A 17,635-nucleotide genomic window follows, 5' to 3' on the forward strand; every position below is an offset into this window, starting at 1 on the left:
GAGTGGCCAGGTCAGTGGCGTGGCAGGGTGGCCAGGATCAGGTTCGGGCCCTTGGTGGTGGTGTAAGCGGCGTTGAGAACGTAGGCGGTGGCCGGAATCCGCACGGCGCCGGTGGGCGTCACCGATGCGACCTGCCGGGTCGCGGCGAACGTGACGTAGGCGGTGCCCCGTGGCGACAACGCGATGTTCTCCGGCATCTGACCCTCGGCCAGATCGAAGTGGACCGCGATGCGCGATCGGGCCATCTCGGCATGCGCCGCGGGCTGGGCCTGGATCGCGGCCGCGGGTGTCGCCGCGATCCGCGACCCGGTATCCGCGGCCGAAGCCATGCTCGACGCCGTCACGACGGCAATCCCGGCCACTGCGGCGGCCGCGGCCATGATCGTTTTTGGGGCATTCTCCTTTCCTTCGCTGTTGTCGGGCACGCTCAGCGCGTGCGCTTTTCGGTGACATTTCGGCGTACGAAATCAATCGCCTTTTTGTTGCGCATGACGCGAGTGCCTCAGAGGGCGCGGAGTCGCCGGTCTGCGGGCGCGGAGCAGCCACGCCCGGGCGCGGAGCAGCCACGCCCGGGAGGGGATTACCGATGTGACAGAACCGGCGGGCTATTGCTGGGCCCGCCGGGGGGTGGCCGGACCGCCTGGCAGGGGTAGGCGTTCCCGGCGGCGGCGAGAAATCTCGCGGTTCGGCTCAACCTTGCCGGCGCATAGGGACTTGTTAGAAGTGAGGGGAACACCGGCCTAGGAGATCGCTTGGCGACACACCAGGATTTTCGCGACTTCGTACGAGGTCGCGGGCTCGCGCTGTCCCGGTTCGCGTTCTTCCTGACCGGAAACGACGCCGACGCCGAGGACCTCGTCCAGGAGGCGCTCGCCAAGACGGTGATGCGGTGGGACCGGATCGTCGTCGGCGGCCAGCCCGAGGCGTACGTGCGCAAGGTGATGCTCAATCACGTCCGCCGCGCGGCGCTGCGTCCCAGGGTGAGGCTCACCTTCACCGCGACGGTTCCCGACGTGGCCCCGGCCGCGGACGAGATCACGCGGACCGACTCCCGGCTCCTTCTCGGCCGGGCGCTCGCCGGCCTTCCTCCCCGGCAGCGGGCGGTGGTCTACCTGCGTTACTACGAGGACATGTCTGAGGCGGACACCGCCCGAGAGCTGGGCTGTGCCGTCGGCACGGTGAAACGTCACGCCCACGACGCGCTCCGGCACCTGAAGAAGTCCATCCCCACCCTCGTCGCGGGCGAAGCTCTGGAGGCCAGATCATGAACGACCCCTTGGACATCAAGGCCCTGGCCACAGGGGTTCGTGACTACACCAGTGCCGATCGGGCCATCGCCCTGATGCAGCGACGGCGCAAGCAGCACTACGTGAGCGTCGCCTCGGCCGTGACGCTGGTGACCCTCGCCGCCGGGGGCCTGGTCGCCGGGCCGGGTGGCGGTGATGGAACACCCGCCGCTGTCGCCCCGCCCTCGGACCCGTGCGGCAGCGCACCGGTCAAGATCACCGCTGCCAGGACGACGGCCCTCGGCGGCACGGTCGACGTCATCCGGCGACAGGTCGGGCAGCAGGCGATGGTGACCCTCGCCGACGGCCGCACGGTGACCGACGGCGCCGCGGATTCGACGGCGCCGGACGGCTCCTGGATCGGCCGGACCGGAAGCGACGCCTACCAGGTGACGAATACCCTGGACGGGACGTCGCTCCAGGTGCGCCCGTGCGCGGTGTCGCAGGTGGCCGTCCTGCGGGCGGTCGCATGGTCCCCGGACTCGCGGTTCCTGCTGATCAGCCATGTTCCGACCGTGGACGACGAGCTCTACCTCCTGGAACTCGCCAGTGGCGCCCAGCGCCGGATTCAGCCCCCCGAGGGCGCGCTGCCGATGACGGTCCTGACCACCGGGCAGGTGGTCTACGCGTTGCAGCGACAGGACGGCCCCCGGCAGATGGCACGGGAGATCGACCTGGTCCGGACCGGCGGCGACCGCATCGAGGTCCGGCCGGGGAGCCACCTCCGTTCCGGTGAGGTCCTGAACACCTATGAGGAAGGCCCCCGGGTGCTGGCCGCGGAGGACGGCGGCCTGTGGGTGGTGGTCTACGGGCCCGCCGCCGGTGACGGTGGCTATGGGCAGCGTGCGGTTCTGCGGGTGACACCGGACGGCACGGTGGCCGAGCGGCGAAACCTGGGGCCGGACGACCGCGTGGTGGGCGCGAGCCCGGCGGGAGTTCTGGTCGCTGCCCGGGACGGCGCGGTGCACCTGATCGGCGCGGGCAGTCGCAGCGAAGTCGCCTCCGCGGCGCCCGGCGACATCGTCTCCGCAGGCGGCAAATGATCAAAGTGGACAAACGGTGTGCATAGGTGCGCGACAATGTTAAAAGAATCGGCGGGCGCCCTTTTTTAATGTGAACTCGCCTTGTGGCCGGTGCTGCGAGAATGCTAACTTCCCTCACAACGCGCGACATTATGGGGGAAAGTATGTCATTACGTGCGCCCGATGGAAGAACTCTGACTATCGACGGGACGCCCGGCGCCTTTCTGGGTGGCTGGGCGTTCATGCTGTGGGTGGACAGCCCGGAAGGGACATACCGCCTGCACACCGGCACTGCCGGCTCGACCGAGCTGGTCACCAAGCAGACCGGCGAGTTCGCTGGTTTCACGGTTCGTGAAGTGTCGTGGAAAGGCGCGCGCCTCCAGTCGTTCGAGGACACCGCCAACAATGGGACCACCGTCCTCTGGATCGGCGCCCATCACGAGCTCTCCACTTTCGTAGCCGGCACTTCGGTGCCACTGGAACCGTTCATGGACCGGCTGAGCAAATTCGACATTCAGGATTCACCGGAAGGGATCGTCCTTACTCCCCGTCCGGGGTCGGGCCGGCGCCTGCGCAACATGCTGGCGGCGAACACCATCCGAGACGTCTGCTCGCTGACGGTCAAGCCGGTGGAGGACGTCGTCTCCTACATCCCGAAGCGGGCGGGGAAGAAGGTGCGCGGCGGCCAGCTGTGGCGCACCGAGGAGCGGGACACCTCCGGCTCGCTCATGTACCGGACGGCTCTCATCGCCAACGAGACCACGGCCACCGTCCTCACGCCCGTCCGTGACGACGACCCGCGGCTCATCGAGGCCGCCGAATCCGTCAACTTCTCCCTCAAGTAGGAGACCGGTGCAGAACGTCATCAACTCGCTGGCGGTCCTCGGGCTCCTCGGTACGGTGATCAGCCTCTTCGCCGTCTCCGCCCTGCTCCGGATGGTCTCCCAGCTCCGTCAGGAGCTGACCGTCCTGGCGAACTCGACACCGGCGGACTCGTTCAGCGCCGCCTCGCGCAGAGTCGAGCGATTCGCGGACGCGGACGGCCGAGCCCTGTTCGTCCTCGTCGTCGAGGAGCACTGCCACAACTGCGAAGCGCGGTCACGGCACCTCGCTGAGATCGCCGGCCAGGTCCCCGGGCGGCTCGCCCTGCTCACCGCGGACCCGGGCTGCGCCGAGTGGGTCGCCGGAACCGGCATCGCCGTCATGGTCGACTCCAAGCTCCTCGGCCAGGTCGCGGTCGGCGCCACTCCGACACTCCTGAAGTACGGGGCGGACGGCGCCGAACAGTGGCGCCGGGTCGCCGGATCAGACGCAGACCTTGATTCCTACCTTGAGGCCGGCGCTCCGGCGTCGGTCTGACGGGCCTGAAGGAGACAGCAATCATTAGCATCGATGTCGATCAATACTGGGCAAGTGTTCCTCCCGCCGATGACGAGGAGAAGTTCGCGGCGCCACGGGGCAAGAGCGGATTCCGGACGTCCCGGCGGACCATCTTCAAGTCCGTCGGAGTCATGGGCGGCGCTCTCGCTCTGAACCTCGTGGGCGCCCTCCCCGGCGGCACCAAGAAGGCCTTCGCCTCGGTCGGAACCGAGCACACCAACTGTGCCGGCTACTCCGGCTGGGACGGCTACAACAACAACACCAAGCTCTGTGTCGGGGGTGCCTACAGCCGGGACTACTGCGGCGGCGACGGCTGGTTCCTGCGGTACAGCGGCACCTGCTTCAACAGCGGGCCCGCGGTGGCCTGCGGCGAGGGTGTCACCAAGCGCAACGCATGGCGCTGGCCGCACAGCGGGCGCACCTACCGCTGCGCGGACGGCTACCAGCAGAGCTGCGGCTCCTCGTCGGTCTTCCGGATCTGTTCGTGGGCTCTCTGATGATTCGCAGGGCGTCCACCCCGGCAGGGGTGGGCGCCCTCATCACCGCCAGCGCGATCGTGGTGGCGACCGTGCACCACACGTGGAGCGTCTCCCTGGTCTTCCTGGCCTGGACGCTACTCGGCGTGACCGCCGCGTTCTCGCTGTCCGGCTCGGTTTGAAGCCTCAACTCGGCAGATTTGCTAACCTCGTCGGTCTGGCGGGGACAGTTGCCGGCCTTCTCGGCCGGACTCATGCTCGGCGGGCTGCTCTCCGGAGTGATCGCCGGGATCGCCGGAGGACTTCTCTCCGTGCTGCCGTACGCATGGCGCCTGGGGATCCTCGCGGTACCGCTGGCAATCATCATGGTCTTCGAGCTGGCGGGAAGACCGCTGTCGCTACCGCAGAATCGTCGGCTCGTACCGCAGGAGATCATTCCGCGGCACTCCTTCGACGGACCGTTCCAGTTCGGATTCGAGATGGGCACCGGCGTCCGAACCTATAGCCCCACCGCGTTGCCGCACGCGCTCGTACTGGTGATCGCGCTGCTCGGCGGGCTCGGGCCGGGAGTCCTGGCCGGCCTCGGGTTCGGGTTCGGCCGGATCCTGATGCCCTACGTCCGCTCGCGGGCCGCGGACGCCCACGAATGGGACGGAGTGCTCCTGAGCACCCTCCCCTGGTTGGGGAGAGTCTGCGCGGCCGGGTTCGTGCTGGCCCTGACCCTGATCCTGTGGTGACGGCCATGTCACTGCCGGAGATCGTGCTCGCGGACCTCGGCCTGGCCGGCGCCGCACTGCTGCTGATCGCGGCGGTGCGGCGCTGGACCGGCGCCGCCGTGCGGCTGCCGGAGGCCCTCGCCCGGCACCGGGTCCTGCCCGGCGCGGCGGCCGGTTTCGGCTGGTTCGCGGAGGTCGCCGAGGTGGTCGCGGGGGCCACCGTAGTGGTGGCCTGGCTGGCCGGCTGGCCGGCCGGCATGCGCGCCGGCTCGGCGGGGATGTCCGTGATGTACGCCCTGTTCGCCGTCTACCTGACCGCGGTGCTGCGGAGAAACGGCCGGGTCCCGTGTCTCTGCCTCGATCGGGACACGACCGTCTCCGGCGCGACGATCATGCGGGCCGTCGCCCTCTCCCTGGCCTCGAGTGCGCTCGCCCTCGGCCTGGCCGCCCCGCCGCACACGCTCCTGGATCGGCTCGTGCACCTGCCGGGAGCAGCGCTGGTGGCCCTGCTTCTCGTCGTTCTGGTGGAGGTGACAGGTGCCCTCCGGGCCGCTCAGCCCAGGGTGGGACGGTGACCGGCGCGCAACGGCTGTCGGAGGTCAGGCCATTGTGTCCGGTCACGCCAACGTTGATCATGGAGGTTGGTGGTGATCCGCCGGAGTTCACCGTCCGACAACACGCCCATCGAGGATGTTCATGCGCAAGCTCGTGTACTACGTCGCAGCGACCCTGGACGGCTTCATCGCCGGTCCCGACGGCGCCGACCCGTCCGGTCCCGGCGGTTTCTGGCCGATCCCGGAGGACTATCTGCGGCACCTGATCGAGCAGTACCCGGAGACCCTGCCGGGACCGGCCCGGCAGGCGCTCGGCATCACCGCCGAGGGGACGCACTTCGACACCGTTCTGGAGGGACGGAACTCCTACGGGATCGGGCTCCAGGCCGGCGTCAGTGACGCCTTCCCGCACCTGCGTCACCTGGTGTTCTCCCGCACCCTGACGCAGAGCCCGGACCCGGCCGTGCAGATCGTGTCCGACGACCCGATCGCCACCGTGCGCGCGCTGAAGCAGCAGGACGGCAAGGACATCTGGGTCATCGGCGGCGGCGCCCTGGCCGGTGCGCTCTACCCCGAGATCGATCAGCTCGTGATCAAGCTGGCGCCGTTGACGATCGGCTCCGGCATCCCGTTGTTCGGCCGCGACGCCGTGTTCCAGCCGCGCGCCTGGCGACTGACCGACCACACCGTGCTGGACAGCGGCGCGCTGTTCCTGACCTACACCCGCGCGCTCACCGAGACGGAGCCCCAGGGCTGATGCCCTTCGCCCGCGGCGGTGGGACGCGCTGTCGAGGAACACGAACCGGGCGAAGTTCGGCGGCCGGGTGGACTCGGCGTAGACGTCGCTGTACATGGCCCTGCCCAGGTGGTTGGCGGCGAGCAGGTCCTGCCGGTTGTTGGCGACGATGGCCGGTCCGCTGGTGACGATGTCCAGCGACCATTGCAGGCTGGGCCGGACCTGCCACTGCCTGCCGCGGCGGCGCGGGCGCAGGAGGGCGTTGCTGCCGTCGGCCTCGTGAGCCAGGCGCAGCAGGTGGGCGCGTTCGGCGTCGTCGAGCCGTAGCGCGCGGGCGATCGCGTCGAGGACGCCGGGCGAAACTCCGGCAAGCGCGCCGCGCTCCAGCTTCGCGTAGTACTCGACGCTCATCTCGGCCAGCGCGGCGACCTCGCTGCGGCGCAGTCCGGGCACACGGCGCTGCCCGGCGGCGGGCAGACCGGCCTGTTCCGGGCTGATCTTCCGCGGCGCGTGGTGAGGAACTCGCGCACCTCGGCTCGGTTGTCCATCTCACGACGGTACGACGCACCGCGCTGACCTGGGATGCACTGGCAGTACACCCATGGCCGGCGACTTCTCCGCCGCCGTCCGCGCGGGAGCCGTGAGGAGCCTCCTTTGTGGCCCCGTGGTGTGGTCTTGCCGGTCCGCGCCGGGTGTGCTAACAGAGGTATGAGCACTCTCATGGCGGGTGTGCCAACGGCCCGGGCCGTGCGGTGTGACTCCGGTCGGGGGTCTGCCGCCGCGGGCGCCGCGCTGGTCCCGGGCGGGCATCGGTCTGTCGAAAGGGATTCCCATGCCAGCCAAGATGATCACATTCGAGGAAGAGGCCCGCCGCGGCCTGGAACGCGGCATGAACACCCTCGCCGACACGGTCAAGGTCACCCTGGGGCCGAAGGGGCGCAACGTCGTGCTGGACAAGAAGTGGGGTGCTCCCACGATTACCAACGACGGCGTCTCGATCGCCAAGGAGATCGAACTGGAGGACCCCTACGAGAAGATCGGCGCTGAGCTGGTCAAAGAGGTCGCGAAGAAGACCGACGACGTGGCCGGGGACGGCACCACCACCGCCACAGTGCTGGCGCAGGCCATGGTCCGGGAGGGTCTGCGTAACGTCGCGGCTGGTGCCAACCCGATGGCGCTCAAGCGGGGCATCGAGGCCGCCACCGAACAGGTGGCCCGGCGGCTCCTGGCGGCGGCCAAGGAGATCGAGACCAAGGACGAGATCGCCTCGACCGCGACGATCTCCGCCGGCGGCGACCGGGACGTCGGTCAGATCATCGCCGAGGCGATGGACCGGGCCGGCAAGGACGGCGTCATCACCGTGGAGGAGAGCAACACCTTCGGCCTGGAACTGGAGCTGACCGAGGGCCTGCGGTTCGACAAGGGCTACATCTCGCCCTACTTCATGACCGACAGCGAACGGATGGAAGCCGTCCTCGACGACCCGTACATTCTCGTCGCGGACTCGAAGATCTCCGCGGTCAAAGATCTCCTGCCGATTCTGGAGAAGGTGATCCAGGCCGGTAAGCCCCTGCTGATCATCGCCGAGGACGTGGAGGGAGAGGCTCTGGCGACCCTCATCGTCAACAAGGTCCGGGGCACGTTCACCTCCGTCGCCGTCAAGGCGCCGGGCTTCGGCGACCGCCGCAAGTCCATGCTGCAGGACATGGCCGTCCTCACCGGCGGCCAGGTGATCACCGAGGCGCTCGGAGTGCGGCTGGAGAGCGCCACCCTCGACATGCTGGGCCGGGCCCGCAGAGTCCTGATCACCAAGGACGACACCACGATCGTCGATGGCGCGGGCAACGCCGAGCAGATCCAGGGCCGCGTCAAGCAGATCCGTGCCGAGATCGAGGGCAGCGACTCCGACTACGACCGAGAGAAACTGCAGGAGCGGCTCGCCAAGCTGTCCGGCGGCGTCGCCGTCATCAAGGTCGGCGCAGCCACCGAGGTCGAGCTCAAGGAGCGCAAGCACCGCATCGAGGACGCCGTTCGTAACGCCAAGGCCGCGGTGGAGGAGGGCATCCTTCCCGGCGGCGGCGTGGCACTGGTGCAAGCGGCCAAGACCGCCTTCGACAACGAACTGACCGGTGACGAGGCTATCGGCGCGAACGTCGTCCGGCTGGCATTGGAGGCGCCGCTACGGCAGATCGCCGTGAACGCCGGCTGGGAGGGCGGCGTCGTGGTGGAGAAGGTCAAGGGCCTGCCCGAGGGCCATGGCCTGGACGCCAACACCGGCGAGTATGTGGAGATGCTGCCCGCCGGGATCATCGACCCGGCCAAGGTGACGCGCTCGGCGCTGCAGAACGCCGCCTCCATCGCCGGGCTCTTCCTGACCACCGAGGCGGTGGTCGCCGAGAAACCGGAGACGGAGAAGGCCCCGGCCCACGCGGGCCCCGGCATGGACATGTAACGCAGCGCAGCAAGGGTGGACGCCTGGCCCGCGGGTCTCCGAGACCCGCGGGCCAGGCACGTCAGCCGGCGTTGACGGTGATCCGGCGGGGCCTGGCGGTCTCGGTCTTGGGGACGCGGACCGTGAGCACACCGTCGGCCAGGTCGGCGCTGATGTGGTCGCTGTCGATGTCGGCGGGCAGCAGGGTGTGGTGGGCGAACTGGCCGACGCGGCGGGTGCGGTGCCGCAGCCAGCCGACCTTCTCCTTCTCGACGATCTCGCCGCTGACCCGCAGTTGGGTGCCGGTGACCTCGACGGTCACGTGCTTGCGGTCGACGCCGGGCACGTCGATCTCGACGAGGTAGGCGTCGTCGACCTCGGTGATGTCGGCCAGTGGCGTCCACGTGCCGGCGGTGGTGGACAGCGGGTCGCTGCCGAGCAGGCTGGTGAACAGCTGGTTCATGTGCTGCTGCAACTGGGCGAGCTCCCGCAGCGGATCCGCCTGGTGCCCGTTGCGAGCCGGTGCGAGCGGGTGGGGGCGCAGGACAGGCAAAGTCATGGTTTCCTCCAGCCTGTTCAGTCTGGGATCTTCCGGAGTTGAGTGCCCTTGACTCAACTTATTTCAAGCATCACCACAAGCCCGTGCCATCGTCAAGGCCGTCGCCGCAGATTCTCCGAGATGGCCTTTAAGCAGCTCAGGCGCCCGATTCCGGGCAGCCGGCCCGCAGGCGGGCGGTGCTGAATCCGAAGGGCGCGGCCTGGCGGTCTCCCCGGTGCGGGCTGAATATCGGAAACGACGCCGAGAAAATCTAGGTCGGAGCTACTAGACATTCTCAGGGGGGCCGGTTAGTGTTTCTCTCGTTGACAGCAGAGATCGTTGAAGACGCAGACGGAACAGGCCGAGCGTCGAAGCAGGGCCCGGAAAGTTCGCGGCTCGCTCGGTTTCGCGGTGAGAGTGTGTCGCCGCGTGTGGTTTGGTAAGGCGTGTGTTTGACAAGACCTTGACGTTTTTCCAGGTCAGGGCACATGCGGGCAGGGCTGATGCGGTTTCGGGGCTCTGCCTGAGGTAGCAGTAGCAGTGCTGGCCGTACGTGTGCGGGGCCATGTGGTTTGCGTGGGGCTCCGGCACCGGCAGGTGGTACGACGACAGGTAATGGAAGCAGAGGAAAGGGAGGGCTGGACGCCGTTGGATCGCCCACTGTCAGGACGTTCCGTGTTCTGGGAGTGGACACCGCAGTCTCCACCGAACGTGAGGTGGTCTCCGGTCACGCTGATGCGATCCTCGCACCGTCAGCCGCTGATGGCGGCAGGTGCGGATACGACAACCCGACGAACCTGTCGGTAGATGGTTTGTTCAACCCGTAACCCTGGGCCCCGGCGCGTCAGCGCCGGGGCCCTCGTCATGCGGCCGTTCTTCTCCACCCCGACAAGGGCCGTCTGCCGGACACTGCTGTGGACGCCGTCCACGGATCGGAAGATTCGGGTACGGCGGCGAGGAATGCCGAGTCGTGTCCTGTCGCGCCTATGCTGCGTCGCGTGACCGAGAGCGCGATGAGCGGTATGGACCTCGACGATGTGCTGCTCGCGGTGGAGAAGGCCGCCCCCGTCGACGCGGTCGGTGCGGTGACGCGCACCATCGGGGTGCAGCTCGACGCGCTGTGGGTGTCGTTCCTGGTGGCGGACATGAGCGGTCGGGCCCTGGTGCGGCTGGTCCACAACGCGATCGGGGAGGTGTCCGTCGGCCGCAGGCAGGACAAGGACATCGCGTTGGTGTTGCCGTTCGACGGCGGATCTCAGGAGCAGGCGCTGCGCGGTCAGCGCACGCTGGTCGAGCAGATCGGTGACCGATTCGTCGTGCGGGCGCCGGTCACCCAGCGCGGGGAGGCCATCGGGCTGTTGGAGATGGCCCTGTCGGCCGCGCCGAGTGACGCGGCCGTGCAGTGGGTGTCCCGGGCCGCGCACACCCTGGCGTTCGTGGTGATCGCCAATCGCCGGCACACCGACCTGTTCGAATGGGGCCAGCGGACGACACCGTTCACCCTCGCCGCGGAGATCCAGCGGAGGCTGCTGCCCGAGTCGTTCACCTGTGAGGCCGACTCGTTCACCCTGTCGGCATGGCTGGAACCGGCGGCCAGCATCGGCGGGGACACCTTCGACTACAGCCTGGCTCGTGACCTGCTGCATCTGAGCATCACCGACGCGGTCGGCCACGGTGTCGACAGCGCGCTCACCGCCACCCTGTGCGTCAGCGGGCTGCGTAACGCTCGCCGCCGCGGCGCGACCCTGCTGGAACAGGCGCTGGCCGCGAACGAGGCGATCATCGGCAACACTCCGGCCGGGTCGTTGTTCGCCACCGGGTTGCTCGGCCGCCTCGACCTGTCGACCGGGATTCTCGACGTCGTCAACGCCGGGCACCCCGCTCCCTTGTTGGTCCGCGCCGGAACCGTGCGGCCCGTGGTGTTGCCGGCCAACCGGCCCTTCGGGGTGCTGAAGGACAAGCCCTACCGGGCGACCCGATTCCAGCTGGAGCCCGGTGACCGCCTCGTCCTGCTCACCGACGGCATGCTGGAGCGAGGCGCCGCCGCTCTCGACCTGCCCGAGCGACTGCGGCATCTGATCCAGTTGCACCCCAGGGAGGTCGTCCGCGTCCTCGGCGACCTGGTCCTCGAGGTCGCCGGCCCGACCCTGCCCGACGACGCCTGCCTGCTGATCCTCGACTGGCACGGCGGCCACGGCGAGACCCGTTCCACCGCCGGGGGCGCCGACCCCCACCGAGCCAGCGCAACCGATCACCAGGTTTGAGGCGACTGATCGACCGCATCGGTGAAGTGGACGAACGCGGGCCGGGCGAACCGAGTAATGATCCGGTTCGATGGCGCCGGGAGGGTTGCCGACGCGATGGCGAGGGCATCAGCTGCCCATGAGCCACTTGCGGTCGCAGGCGCCGCCTGCACGCGCCTGCCTGTTGCTCAGCTGGGAACTGACGAACGACCAGGATCTCCGGCGGATACGCGCCGAGCTCCACCACTTCTTCACCGCACGCGAGCTGGACGAACCGGCGAGAAACGACGACATCGCGCAACGGATCGGGTTGGTGGCCACCGAACTGGGCGGCAACGCGCTGCGCCACGGAATGCCGCCGATCGTCGTCCGGCTGCTCCGCGATGAGGACGGTTACATCCTCGACGTCAGCGACCACGACCCGCACCACGCGCCCGAGTCCGCCGAACTACCCCAGCAGTTCCGCGCCGGCGGCCGGGGCCTGCACATCGTCCGCTCGCTGACGCGGCAGCTGTGCTGGTATGCGACCGAAGACGTCAAGCACGTCTGGGCGTCCTTCCCAGCGCCGCACGAACGACCGCGGAGCACGCCGCGATGGGGGGCGGCCGATGTCGTACCCCCGTGCTAGACATGCCGGTTGTGACTACCCCACCGTTCACCATTTCGTCGCACGAGACACCCACCGGTCTCCTGCGGGTGAGTCTGTCGGGCGAGTTCGACATGAGTGTCGGCGACGCCCTCTCCCGTGCCCTGGTGGACGCGGCGCGCCGGCCCGGTGTCACCCGGGTGATCGTGGATCTGGAACACACGCGGCTGATCGACTCGCATGCCGTGGCGGGCCTGGTCGCGGGTTATGAGGCCGCGGCCGCCGTCGGCCGGGGCTTCACCGTGGTCAACGGCGGAGGGCTGGTTCAACAGGTCCTCGACGTCACCGGCCTGTCCGAGGTGCTCTGCGAGCAGCCATAGCGGCAGGGAGAGGCGTCGCGCCGGGCCTGCCGACACGCGGGGCCGTCGCGCGGCCGCGACGGCCCCCTGTGCTCAGTTGGGGGTCAGGTTCAGCTCTTTCACCCCGGAAACCGGGATGCCGACCTTGGTGGCGGTGCTGATGTCGGTCGCGCCGGCGTGCCAGGCTCCGGTGTTCGCCCTCTGGTACAGGCTCCATTGGAGTTTCACCCGCTGACCACCGATCAGCGGAATCTGGTACGAGGTCACGTCGTTCTGCCCGTCCCACCCGTGGAACACACCGACCAGGTCGCCGGTGGCCGCGTTGTGCGCCAGCAGCCGCACCTCCGGTGACCCCGGCGTGATCGTGCCGCGCAGCGTCGACCCCTTCGCCAGCGTGATGTCGTAGGTGCTGCCGCCACCCGCGGTGACCGGGATCTTGACGGCCTGGAAGCGGTTGCCGACGTTCCCGGACCACTGGTACGGGTACTCCCCGCTGGGGGAGAAGAGCAGCGGCCAGGCGTACGGCCCGAGTTCGTCGATGACGTAGCGACCGGAGTCGTCCGTGTGGACGCCGCCCGGCTCTCCGGAGGCGACATTCGCGTTGGCGCGGTAGTTGACGTTGACGCCGCTCCGTGGCGTGCCGTCGGTTCCGGTCACCACGCCGGTGATGGATCCGGCCCGGTCGAGTCGTACGGCCGGCGCCTTCGTGGTCTTGCCCGGTTTGACGACGACCCGGGCGGCCTGCTTCTGGTCCCCGGTGCCGCCGGTCCTGCCCAGCCACTGGTGGCCGTAGGAGTCCGGAGCCTTGACGAACACCGTGTACGTGCCCGCCGCGACCGGGGTGTCGAGTGTGCCCTCACCGTCCGCGCCGGTGCAGCCGCCGCTGAAGTTCTCCGGGCGGCCGATCGCCTTGAGGGTGAAGCACGCGCCACCGGTCGCCTGCCCGGTCACGCGGTCGGAAGCGGTGATCGCGACCTTGCCACCGAAGACCAGCGGCACGGTGACCGTGGTGGCCTGGTCGGCGGACAGGGTGGCGGTCGCGCCCCGCTGGGCCAGGTAGAACTCGGAGTCGGTGGCCTCGACGTTGAAGCGGGCCGGGCCGACCGGCAGCCCGGTCAGCGTGACGCCGTCCGTGTCACCGCACACCGGCTCGTCGAGCTCCCACGCCTGCACGCAGAAAGCGCCCACCGGTGCGCCGGTGATCGAGTCGACGGCCTTCACGACGAGCGTGGTCGCCTGCGGCAGTGCCTCGTCCGCGGAGACCACCGGCAGGCCGGACGGGTCGGTACGGGCGCCGGCGAGGGCGGAGTCCTCGACGGCCGCCGCGGGCGCGGTCAGTGCGCCGGTGGCCATGGCCCCGGACAGGATGGCGAGCCCGAGACGGGAGGGGAACGATCTGAGCAAGAAGTGTCCTCGGATAGCAGGGCAGCAAGGAAGCCGTAGACGTCGATGGTGTTCACTGCGGCGCCGGGATCATAACCGCCCCGGGTGCGAGCCGCGCGGCGTGTTCGCACCGTGGCAGGGCCGGATTCACCTGCGGCTACGGGTCAGAAGCCGGCCGCCGGACGGTGACCGCGTGGGCTTGTCGCAGGGCAGGTCGCCCGTCGCCGTCGGGTGGCACTGTGGCGTCCCGATTCCCCCGTACGCTTGCGTAACCGGGCGAGAGCGACCTGCTCCCCTGCAACGACGTCAATGCTTGCCGCTGGATCTTGTATGAAGCATGGGAGACTCGTAACAGTCCTTGAGGATTTCTTGAATCCCCTGGTCGGATGACGGGTGGGCGGAGGTCAGTTGGCGGCGGAGTTCGGTGTGCTCGGCGTGGTGGAGGCCCGGATCGAAGGTCGGCACGTCGATCTGGGGCACGCCCGGCAGCGGTGCGTCCTGGGTGTGCTGCTGGTCGAGGCGGGCCGTCCGGTCACGATGGACCAGTTGATCGACCGGGTCTGGGGCGAGCGTGCGCCGCAGCGGGCCGCGGGCGCGCTCTACAGCTACCTGTCCCGCCTGCGGCGTGCCGTCGCGTGCGCGGACGGGGTGGAGATCCGGCGTGAGCCGGGCGGCTACCTCCTCACCGTGGATCCGCGGGCGGTGGATCTGCACCGGTTCCGCAGATTGATGACGCTGGCGCGGGGAGCGGAAGCGGACCGGTCGGCCGCCGACCTGATCGTGCAGGCGCTGAGCCTGTGGCGGGGTGATCCGTTCGCCGGCCTGGACACGCCGTGGCTGAGCGCGATGCGGCGCACCCTGCTCGGCGAACGGTTCGCCGCCGAACTGGACCTCAACGACGCGCTGCTGCGGCTGGGCCGGCACGGCGAGCTGCTCCCGGCGCTGTCCGCGACCGTCGCCGAGCATCCACTGGACGAGCGGCTGGCCGGGCAGGCGATGCTCGCGCTGTACCGGTGCGGCCGCCAGGCCGACGCGGACGAGCAGTACCGGCGGATCCGCCGCTGCCTCGCGGACGAACTGGGCAGCGACCCGGGCGCCGCCCTGCGCCGGTTGCACGAGCAGATCCTCGCCGCCGACCCCGCTCTGGGCGTGCCCGCGAGCGCGGTGCCGGCGGGCGAGAGCCGGCTGTCCGGCCCACCGCCCGCCGCCGCGGTGGTGGTGCCCACGCAACTGCCGGCCGACGTGCGAGCCTTCACCGGGCGTACCGGGGAACTCGCCGCCCTGGACCGCCTGCTGGCGCTGCCGGGTGGTGACGAGCCGCCGTTGACCGTCGCGCTGCTGTCCGGCACCGCCGGGGTCGGTAAGTCCGCGCTGGCCGTGCGGTGGGCGCACCGCGTCCGGGACGCGTTCCCCGACGGGCAGCTCTACGTGAATCTGCGCGGCTATGACGCCGAACAGCCGGTGGCGGTCGCGGAGGCGCTGGCCGGGTTCCTCACCGCGCTCGGGGTCCGTGGGCCGGAGATTCCGCCGGGCACCGACGAGCGCGCCGGCCGGTACCGGTCGGAGCTCACCGGCCGGCGGATGCTCGTGCTGCTGGACAACGCGTCCTCAGTGGAGCAGATCCGACCGCTGCTGCCCGGTACCGGTTCGTGTCTCGTGCTGATCACCAGCCGCGACTCGCTGCCCGGCATGGTCGCCGTGCACGGTGCCGAGCGGGTCAACCTCGATCTGCTTCCCCTGCCGGACGCGATCGGGCTGCTGCGCAAGCTGATCGACGCCCGGGTGGACCGGGAACCGGCCGCCGCCGCCGACCTGGCCGCGGCGTGCGCCCGGCTGCCGCTGGCCCTGCGGATCGCCGCCGAGCTGGCCGCCGAGCGTACCGACGTGCCGCTCGCCGAACTCGTCGCCGAACTGGGAGATCACCAGGTGCGGCTCGATCTGCTGGACGCGGGCGGCGACCCGCACGCCGAGGTTCGGGCGGTGTTCTCCTGGTCGTACCAGAACCTGCCCGCCGGCGCGGCCCGGGCGTTCCGGCTGTTCGGGCTGCATCCGGGGGAGACCGCGCACGTCGACGCCGTGGCGGCGCTGACCGGCGCCGGTTCCGGCGAGGCGCGGCGGCTGCTCGGCGTGCTGGGCCGGGCCAGCCTGGTCCAGGCCGGTCCGGGCGGCCGGTACGGCATGCACGACCTGCTCCGCGCGTACGCCGCGGAACTCGCCATCGGGCACGACTCCGAGGCGGACCGGGAGGCCGCCGTGACGCGCCTGTTCGACCACTATCTCGCCGGGGCGACCGCGGCGATGACCACCCTGTACCCGGACGGCGCCCCGCCCGCCGGCCACGTGGACGCGGCCCGAGCCTGGATCGAGGCGGAACGGCCCAACCTCGCCGCGGTCTGCCTGCACGGCGCGGCGCACGGCCGGCACCGGCACACCATCGCCCTCGCCGAGACCCTGTTCCGCTACCTCGACGCGGGTGGGCCGGTCGCTGAGGCGGCGACCGTCACCGCCTCCGCGGTGTCCGCGGCCCGGGCCGTCGGCGACCGTGAGGCGCAAGCTCGGGCGCTGTCCAACCTGGGCCGGCTGCACCGGCGGCAGGGCCGCCTGCACGAGGCCGCCGAGACCTACCACCAGGCCCTGATCCTGTACGCGGACCTCGGCGAACCCGCGGCCGAGGCGCTGGTGCTGCGCAACCTGGGCAGTGTCGACTGGCGACTGGGCGACTACCGGCAGGCCGCGGACCACTACCGGCGGGCCTGGATGTTGTACCGGCACCTGGGCGACGACGCCGGCCAGGCCGACGCGCTGGTCCGTCTCGGGCTGATCGACGCGCGGCTGGGCGACCATGAGCAGGCGGCACAGCGGTTCGGGTCCGCCCTGGAGCTCTACGCCACGCTCGGCGACCGGTTCAGTGAGGCGTACGTGCTGTCTCTGCTCGCCCGTCTGCCGCACCGCCCGGCACCGCTGGACCGGGCCGCCGCCCACCTCGAGCAGAGCCTCGCCACCGTTCAGCGCACCGGCGACCGCACCGCGGAGGCGTACGTGCTGACCGATCTGGCCGCGGTGCACGCCCGTCAGGGCCGCCTCCGGGAGGCGTCCGGTCACCTGCGCCGCGCGATCGTGCTGCACCAGCGGATCGGAGACCGCGCCAGCGAGGCCGAGGCGCTCAACGACCTCGGCCAGGTGCTGCGCGCCGCCGGTGACACGGCCGAGGCCCGGGTCCAGCACGGTCAGGCGCTGGACCTGGCCGAGGAGATCGGTGACCGGTACGAGCGGGCGCGCGCGCACGACGGCATCGCCACGGCGTTGCGGGACACCGGCGATGCCGACTGCGCCCGGCCGCACCTCGACCGCGCCCGGCGCATCTTCGCCGACCTGAAGGTGCCCGCCGCGCCGGCCATCGGTGACCCGGCGACCACTTCGGGCGGGTAATCAGTCCCGGAACACGCCGTCGATCCACAGCACGGTGACCGGACGGCCGTGGGACCGGGCGTACGCGACGACGTCGGCGGTGCCGCCCAGGCCGCGGGCCGGCAGACCGTCCCACACGGCGAACAGGTGGTCGCAGCGGTCCACCAGGGCCTGACCGGCGGCGAGGAAGCCCTGATCACACGGTTCCGGGTACGGCATCGTGATGACCGTCGCGGCCGCCCGCACGAGACCCTCGAACCGGGCCCGGCTGCCGTCCGCCGTCAGCGAGCCGGCGTAGTCCGCCGAGGGCAGGACCGCCTCGAGGACGCCGCCGGCCGCCAGCACGTGGGCGGCGAACAACTGGTCGGCGCCGTCGGCGAGGCTCGACACCCCGAGCAGGCCGGCGCCGGTGGGCAGCACCTGGCGCCAGTGGTCCACCGCGCGTTCGGCGATGCCCGGCGGAAGCATCCGGTGACCGGTGACACCGAACCGCACATCGACCTCCGTACGACGGCTC

At 70.3% G+C, this 17,635-nt stretch carries 19 protein-coding genes and 1 pseudogene; 15 read left to right on the top strand and 5 right to left on the bottom strand.

All coding sequences use genetic code 11. The annotated features are described in order from the left end of the window. Nucleotides 1–11 precede the first annotated feature (11 nt). A complete protein-coding gene (locus QLQ12_RS30955) occupies nt 12–245 on the bottom strand; it encodes a hypothetical protein (protein WP_282764048.1) in 234 nt (77 codons plus the stop codon). On the opposite strand from QLQ12_RS30955, the gene QLQ12_RS30960 reads away from it, so the two are divergent. The 10 genes from QLQ12_RS30960 (at nt 229) to QLQ12_RS31005 (ending at nt 6,191) form a co-directional block, all read left to right on the top strand. After that, complete coding sequence (locus QLQ12_RS30960) at nt 229–450, top strand: hypothetical protein (RefSeq protein WP_282764050.1); 222 nt, start codon at nt 229–231, stop codon at nt 448–450. The genes QLQ12_RS30955 and QLQ12_RS30960 overlap by 17 nt on opposite strands. A 302-nt stretch (nt 451–752) precedes the next feature. After that, nucleotides 753–1,268 carry a SigE family RNA polymerase sigma factor gene (locus QLQ12_RS30965; protein WP_282764051.1) on the top strand — a complete coding sequence of 172 codons (516 nt, stop codon included), beginning with the start codon at nt 753–755 and terminating at the stop codon, nt 1,266–1,268. Further along, nucleotides 1,265–2,329 carry a hypothetical protein gene (locus QLQ12_RS30970; protein ID WP_282764052.1) on the top strand — a complete coding sequence of 355 codons (1,065 nt, stop codon included), beginning with the start codon at nt 1,265–1,267 and terminating at the stop codon, nt 2,327–2,329. Before QLQ12_RS30965 ends, QLQ12_RS30970 begins: the two co-directional genes overlap by 4 nt. A gap of 143 nt (nt 2,330–2,472) precedes the next feature. Further along, nucleotides 2,473–3,153 (top strand): hypothetical protein, encoded by a 681-nt coding sequence (locus QLQ12_RS30975; protein ID WP_282764053.1) that lies wholly within the window; start codon nt 2,473–2,475, stop codon nt 3,151–3,153. A gap of 7 nt (nt 3,154–3,160) precedes the next feature. Beyond that, entirely contained in the window at nt 3,161–3,667 is a 507-nt protein-coding gene (locus QLQ12_RS30980) for a hypothetical protein (protein ID WP_282764054.1), read from the top strand. Between the two features lie 152 nt (nt 3,668–3,819). Beyond that, on the top strand, nt 3,820–4,185 hold the full coding sequence (locus QLQ12_RS30985) for a hypothetical protein (RefSeq protein ID WP_282764055.1): 366 nt from the start codon (nt 3,820–3,822) through the stop codon (nt 4,183–4,185). After that, the gene (locus tag QLQ12_RS30990; RefSeq protein WP_282764056.1) at nt 4,185–4,346 is read left to right on the top strand and encodes a hypothetical protein; all 162 of its coding nucleotides are present in this window, start codon (nt 4,185–4,187) and stop codon (nt 4,344–4,346) included. The genes QLQ12_RS30985 and QLQ12_RS30990 overlap by 1 nt, the downstream gene beginning before the upstream one ends. A gap of 48 nt (nt 4,347–4,394) precedes the next feature. After that, nucleotides 4,395–4,901, top strand: a complete 507-nt coding sequence (locus QLQ12_RS30995) for a hypothetical protein (protein ID WP_282764057.1) — start codon at nt 4,395–4,397, stop codon at nt 4,899–4,901. A 5-nt stretch (nt 4,902–4,906) separates the two neighbouring features. Next, a complete protein-coding gene (locus QLQ12_RS31000; RefSeq protein WP_282764058.1) occupies nt 4,907–5,455 on the top strand; it encodes a MauE/DoxX family redox-associated membrane protein in 549 nt (182 codons plus the stop codon). Nucleotides 5,456–5,576: 121 nt separating this feature from the next. Then, nucleotides 5,577–6,191: a dihydrofolate reductase family protein gene (locus QLQ12_RS31005; protein ID WP_282764059.1), complete on the top strand. Its 615-nt coding sequence runs from the start codon at nt 5,577–5,579 to the stop codon at nt 6,189–6,191. 72 nt (nt 6,192–6,263) lie between these two features. On the opposite strand, the pseudogene QLQ12_RS31010 reads toward QLQ12_RS31005, so the two are convergent. After that, nucleotides 6,264–6,581, bottom strand: a pseudogene (locus QLQ12_RS31010) (MmyB family transcriptional regulator); the annotation flags it as partial. A gap of 421 nt (nt 6,582–7,002) precedes the next feature. On the opposite strand from QLQ12_RS31010, the gene groL reads away from it, so the two are divergent. Further along, complete coding sequence (gene groL, locus QLQ12_RS31015; RefSeq protein ID WP_282764060.1) at nt 7,003–8,622, top strand: chaperonin GroEL; 1,620 nt, start codon at nt 7,003–7,005, stop codon at nt 8,620–8,622. Between the two features lie 61 nt (nt 8,623–8,683). On the opposite strand, the gene QLQ12_RS31020 is transcribed toward groL, so the two are convergent. After that, nucleotides 8,684–9,160: an Hsp20/alpha crystallin family protein gene (locus QLQ12_RS31020; RefSeq protein WP_282764062.1), complete on the bottom strand. Its 477-nt coding sequence runs from the start codon at nt 9,158–9,160 to the stop codon at nt 8,684–8,686. A gap of 977 nt (nt 9,161–10,137) precedes the next feature. On the opposite strand from QLQ12_RS31020, the gene QLQ12_RS31025 reads away from it, so the two are divergent. The 3 genes from QLQ12_RS31025 to QLQ12_RS31035 all read left to right on the top strand — a co-directional run bounded on the left by QLQ12_RS31025 (nt 10,138) and on the right by QLQ12_RS31035 (nt 12,348). After that, nucleotides 10,138–11,403, top strand: coding sequence for a PP2C family protein-serine/threonine phosphatase (locus QLQ12_RS31025; RefSeq protein WP_282764063.1), 1,266 nt, complete (start codon nt 10,138–10,140; stop codon nt 11,401–11,403). A gap of 118 nt (nt 11,404–11,521) precedes the next feature. Continuing rightward, complete coding sequence (locus tag QLQ12_RS31030) at nt 11,522–12,010, top strand: ATP-binding protein (RefSeq protein ID WP_282764064.1); 489 nt, start codon at nt 11,522–11,524, stop codon at nt 12,008–12,010. Between the two features lie 2 nt (nt 12,011–12,012). Further along, nucleotides 12,013–12,348: an STAS domain-containing protein gene (locus tag QLQ12_RS31035; protein ID WP_282764065.1), complete on the top strand. Its 336-nt coding sequence runs from the start codon at nt 12,013–12,015 to the stop codon at nt 12,346–12,348. A 72-nt stretch (nt 12,349–12,420) separates the two neighbouring features. On the opposite strand, the gene QLQ12_RS31040 is transcribed toward QLQ12_RS31035, so the two are convergent. Beyond that, entirely contained in the window at nt 12,421–13,731 is a 1,311-nt protein-coding gene (locus tag QLQ12_RS31040; protein WP_282764066.1) for a carboxypeptidase-like regulatory domain-containing protein, read from the bottom strand. A gap of 387 nt (nt 13,732–14,118) precedes the next feature. Between QLQ12_RS31040 and QLQ12_RS31045 the strand changes: the two genes are divergently transcribed. Further along, nucleotides 14,119–17,139 (top strand): AfsR/SARP family transcriptional regulator, encoded by a 3,021-nt coding sequence (locus tag QLQ12_RS31045; protein ID WP_282764067.1) that lies wholly within the window; start codon nt 14,119–14,121, stop codon nt 17,137–17,139. Here QLQ12_RS31045 and QLQ12_RS31050 read toward each other — a convergent pair whose 3' ends face one another. Beyond that, entirely contained in the window at nt 17,140–17,613 is a 474-nt protein-coding gene (locus QLQ12_RS31050; protein WP_282764068.1) for a hypothetical protein, read from the bottom strand. Nucleotides 17,614–17,635 lie beyond the last annotated feature (22 nt).

Source organism: Actinoplanes sandaracinus (assembly GCF_030009775.1).
Taxonomy (GTDB): Bacteria; Actinomycetota; Actinomycetes; order Mycobacteriales; family Micromonosporaceae; genus Actinoplanes; species Actinoplanes sandaracinus.

What these genes read in the sequence shown, in the direction of transcription:
- QLQ12_RS31000 (WP_282764058.1), top strand. Translation starts at nt 4,907, where the DNA reads ATGTCACTGCCGGAGATCGTGCTCGCGGACCTCGGCCTGGCCGGCGCC.
- groL (WP_282764060.1), top strand. Translation starts at nt 7,003, where the DNA reads ATGCCAGCCAAGATGATCACATTCGAGGAAGAGGCCCGCCGCGGCCTG.
- QLQ12_RS30970 (WP_282764052.1), top strand. Translation starts at nt 1,265, where the DNA reads ATGAACGACCCCTTGGACATCAAGGCCCTGGCCACAGGGGTTCGTGAC.
- QLQ12_RS31005 (WP_282764059.1), top strand. Translation starts at nt 5,577, where the DNA reads ATGCGCAAGCTCGTGTACTACGTCGCAGCGACCCTGGACGGCTTCATC.
- QLQ12_RS30955 (WP_282764048.1), bottom strand. Translation starts at nt 245, where the DNA reads ATGGCCCGATCGCGCATCGCGGTCCACTTCGATCTGGCCGAGGGTCAG.
- QLQ12_RS30990 (WP_282764056.1), top strand. Translation starts at nt 4,185, where the DNA reads ATGATTCGCAGGGCGTCCACCCCGGCAGGGGTGGGCGCCCTCATCACC.
- QLQ12_RS30975 (WP_282764053.1), top strand. Translation starts at nt 2,473, where the DNA reads ATGTCATTACGTGCGCCCGATGGAAGAACTCTGACTATCGACGGGACG.
- QLQ12_RS31035 (WP_282764065.1), top strand. Translation starts at nt 12,013, where the DNA reads ATGCCGGTTGTGACTACCCCACCGTTCACCATTTCGTCGCACGAGACA.
- QLQ12_RS31020 (WP_282764062.1), bottom strand. Translation starts at nt 9,160, where the DNA reads ATGACTTTGCCTGTCCTGCGCCCCCACCCGCTCGCACCGGCTCGCAAC.
- QLQ12_RS30960 (WP_282764050.1), top strand. Translation starts at nt 229, where the DNA reads ATGCGCGATCGGGCCATCTCGGCATGCGCCGCGGGCTGGGCCTGGATC.
- QLQ12_RS30985 (WP_282764055.1), top strand. Translation starts at nt 3,820, where the DNA reads ATGGGCGGCGCTCTCGCTCTGAACCTCGTGGGCGCCCTCCCCGGCGGC.
- QLQ12_RS31030 (WP_282764064.1), top strand. Translation starts at nt 11,522, where the DNA reads ATGAGCCACTTGCGGTCGCAGGCGCCGCCTGCACGCGCCTGCCTGTTG.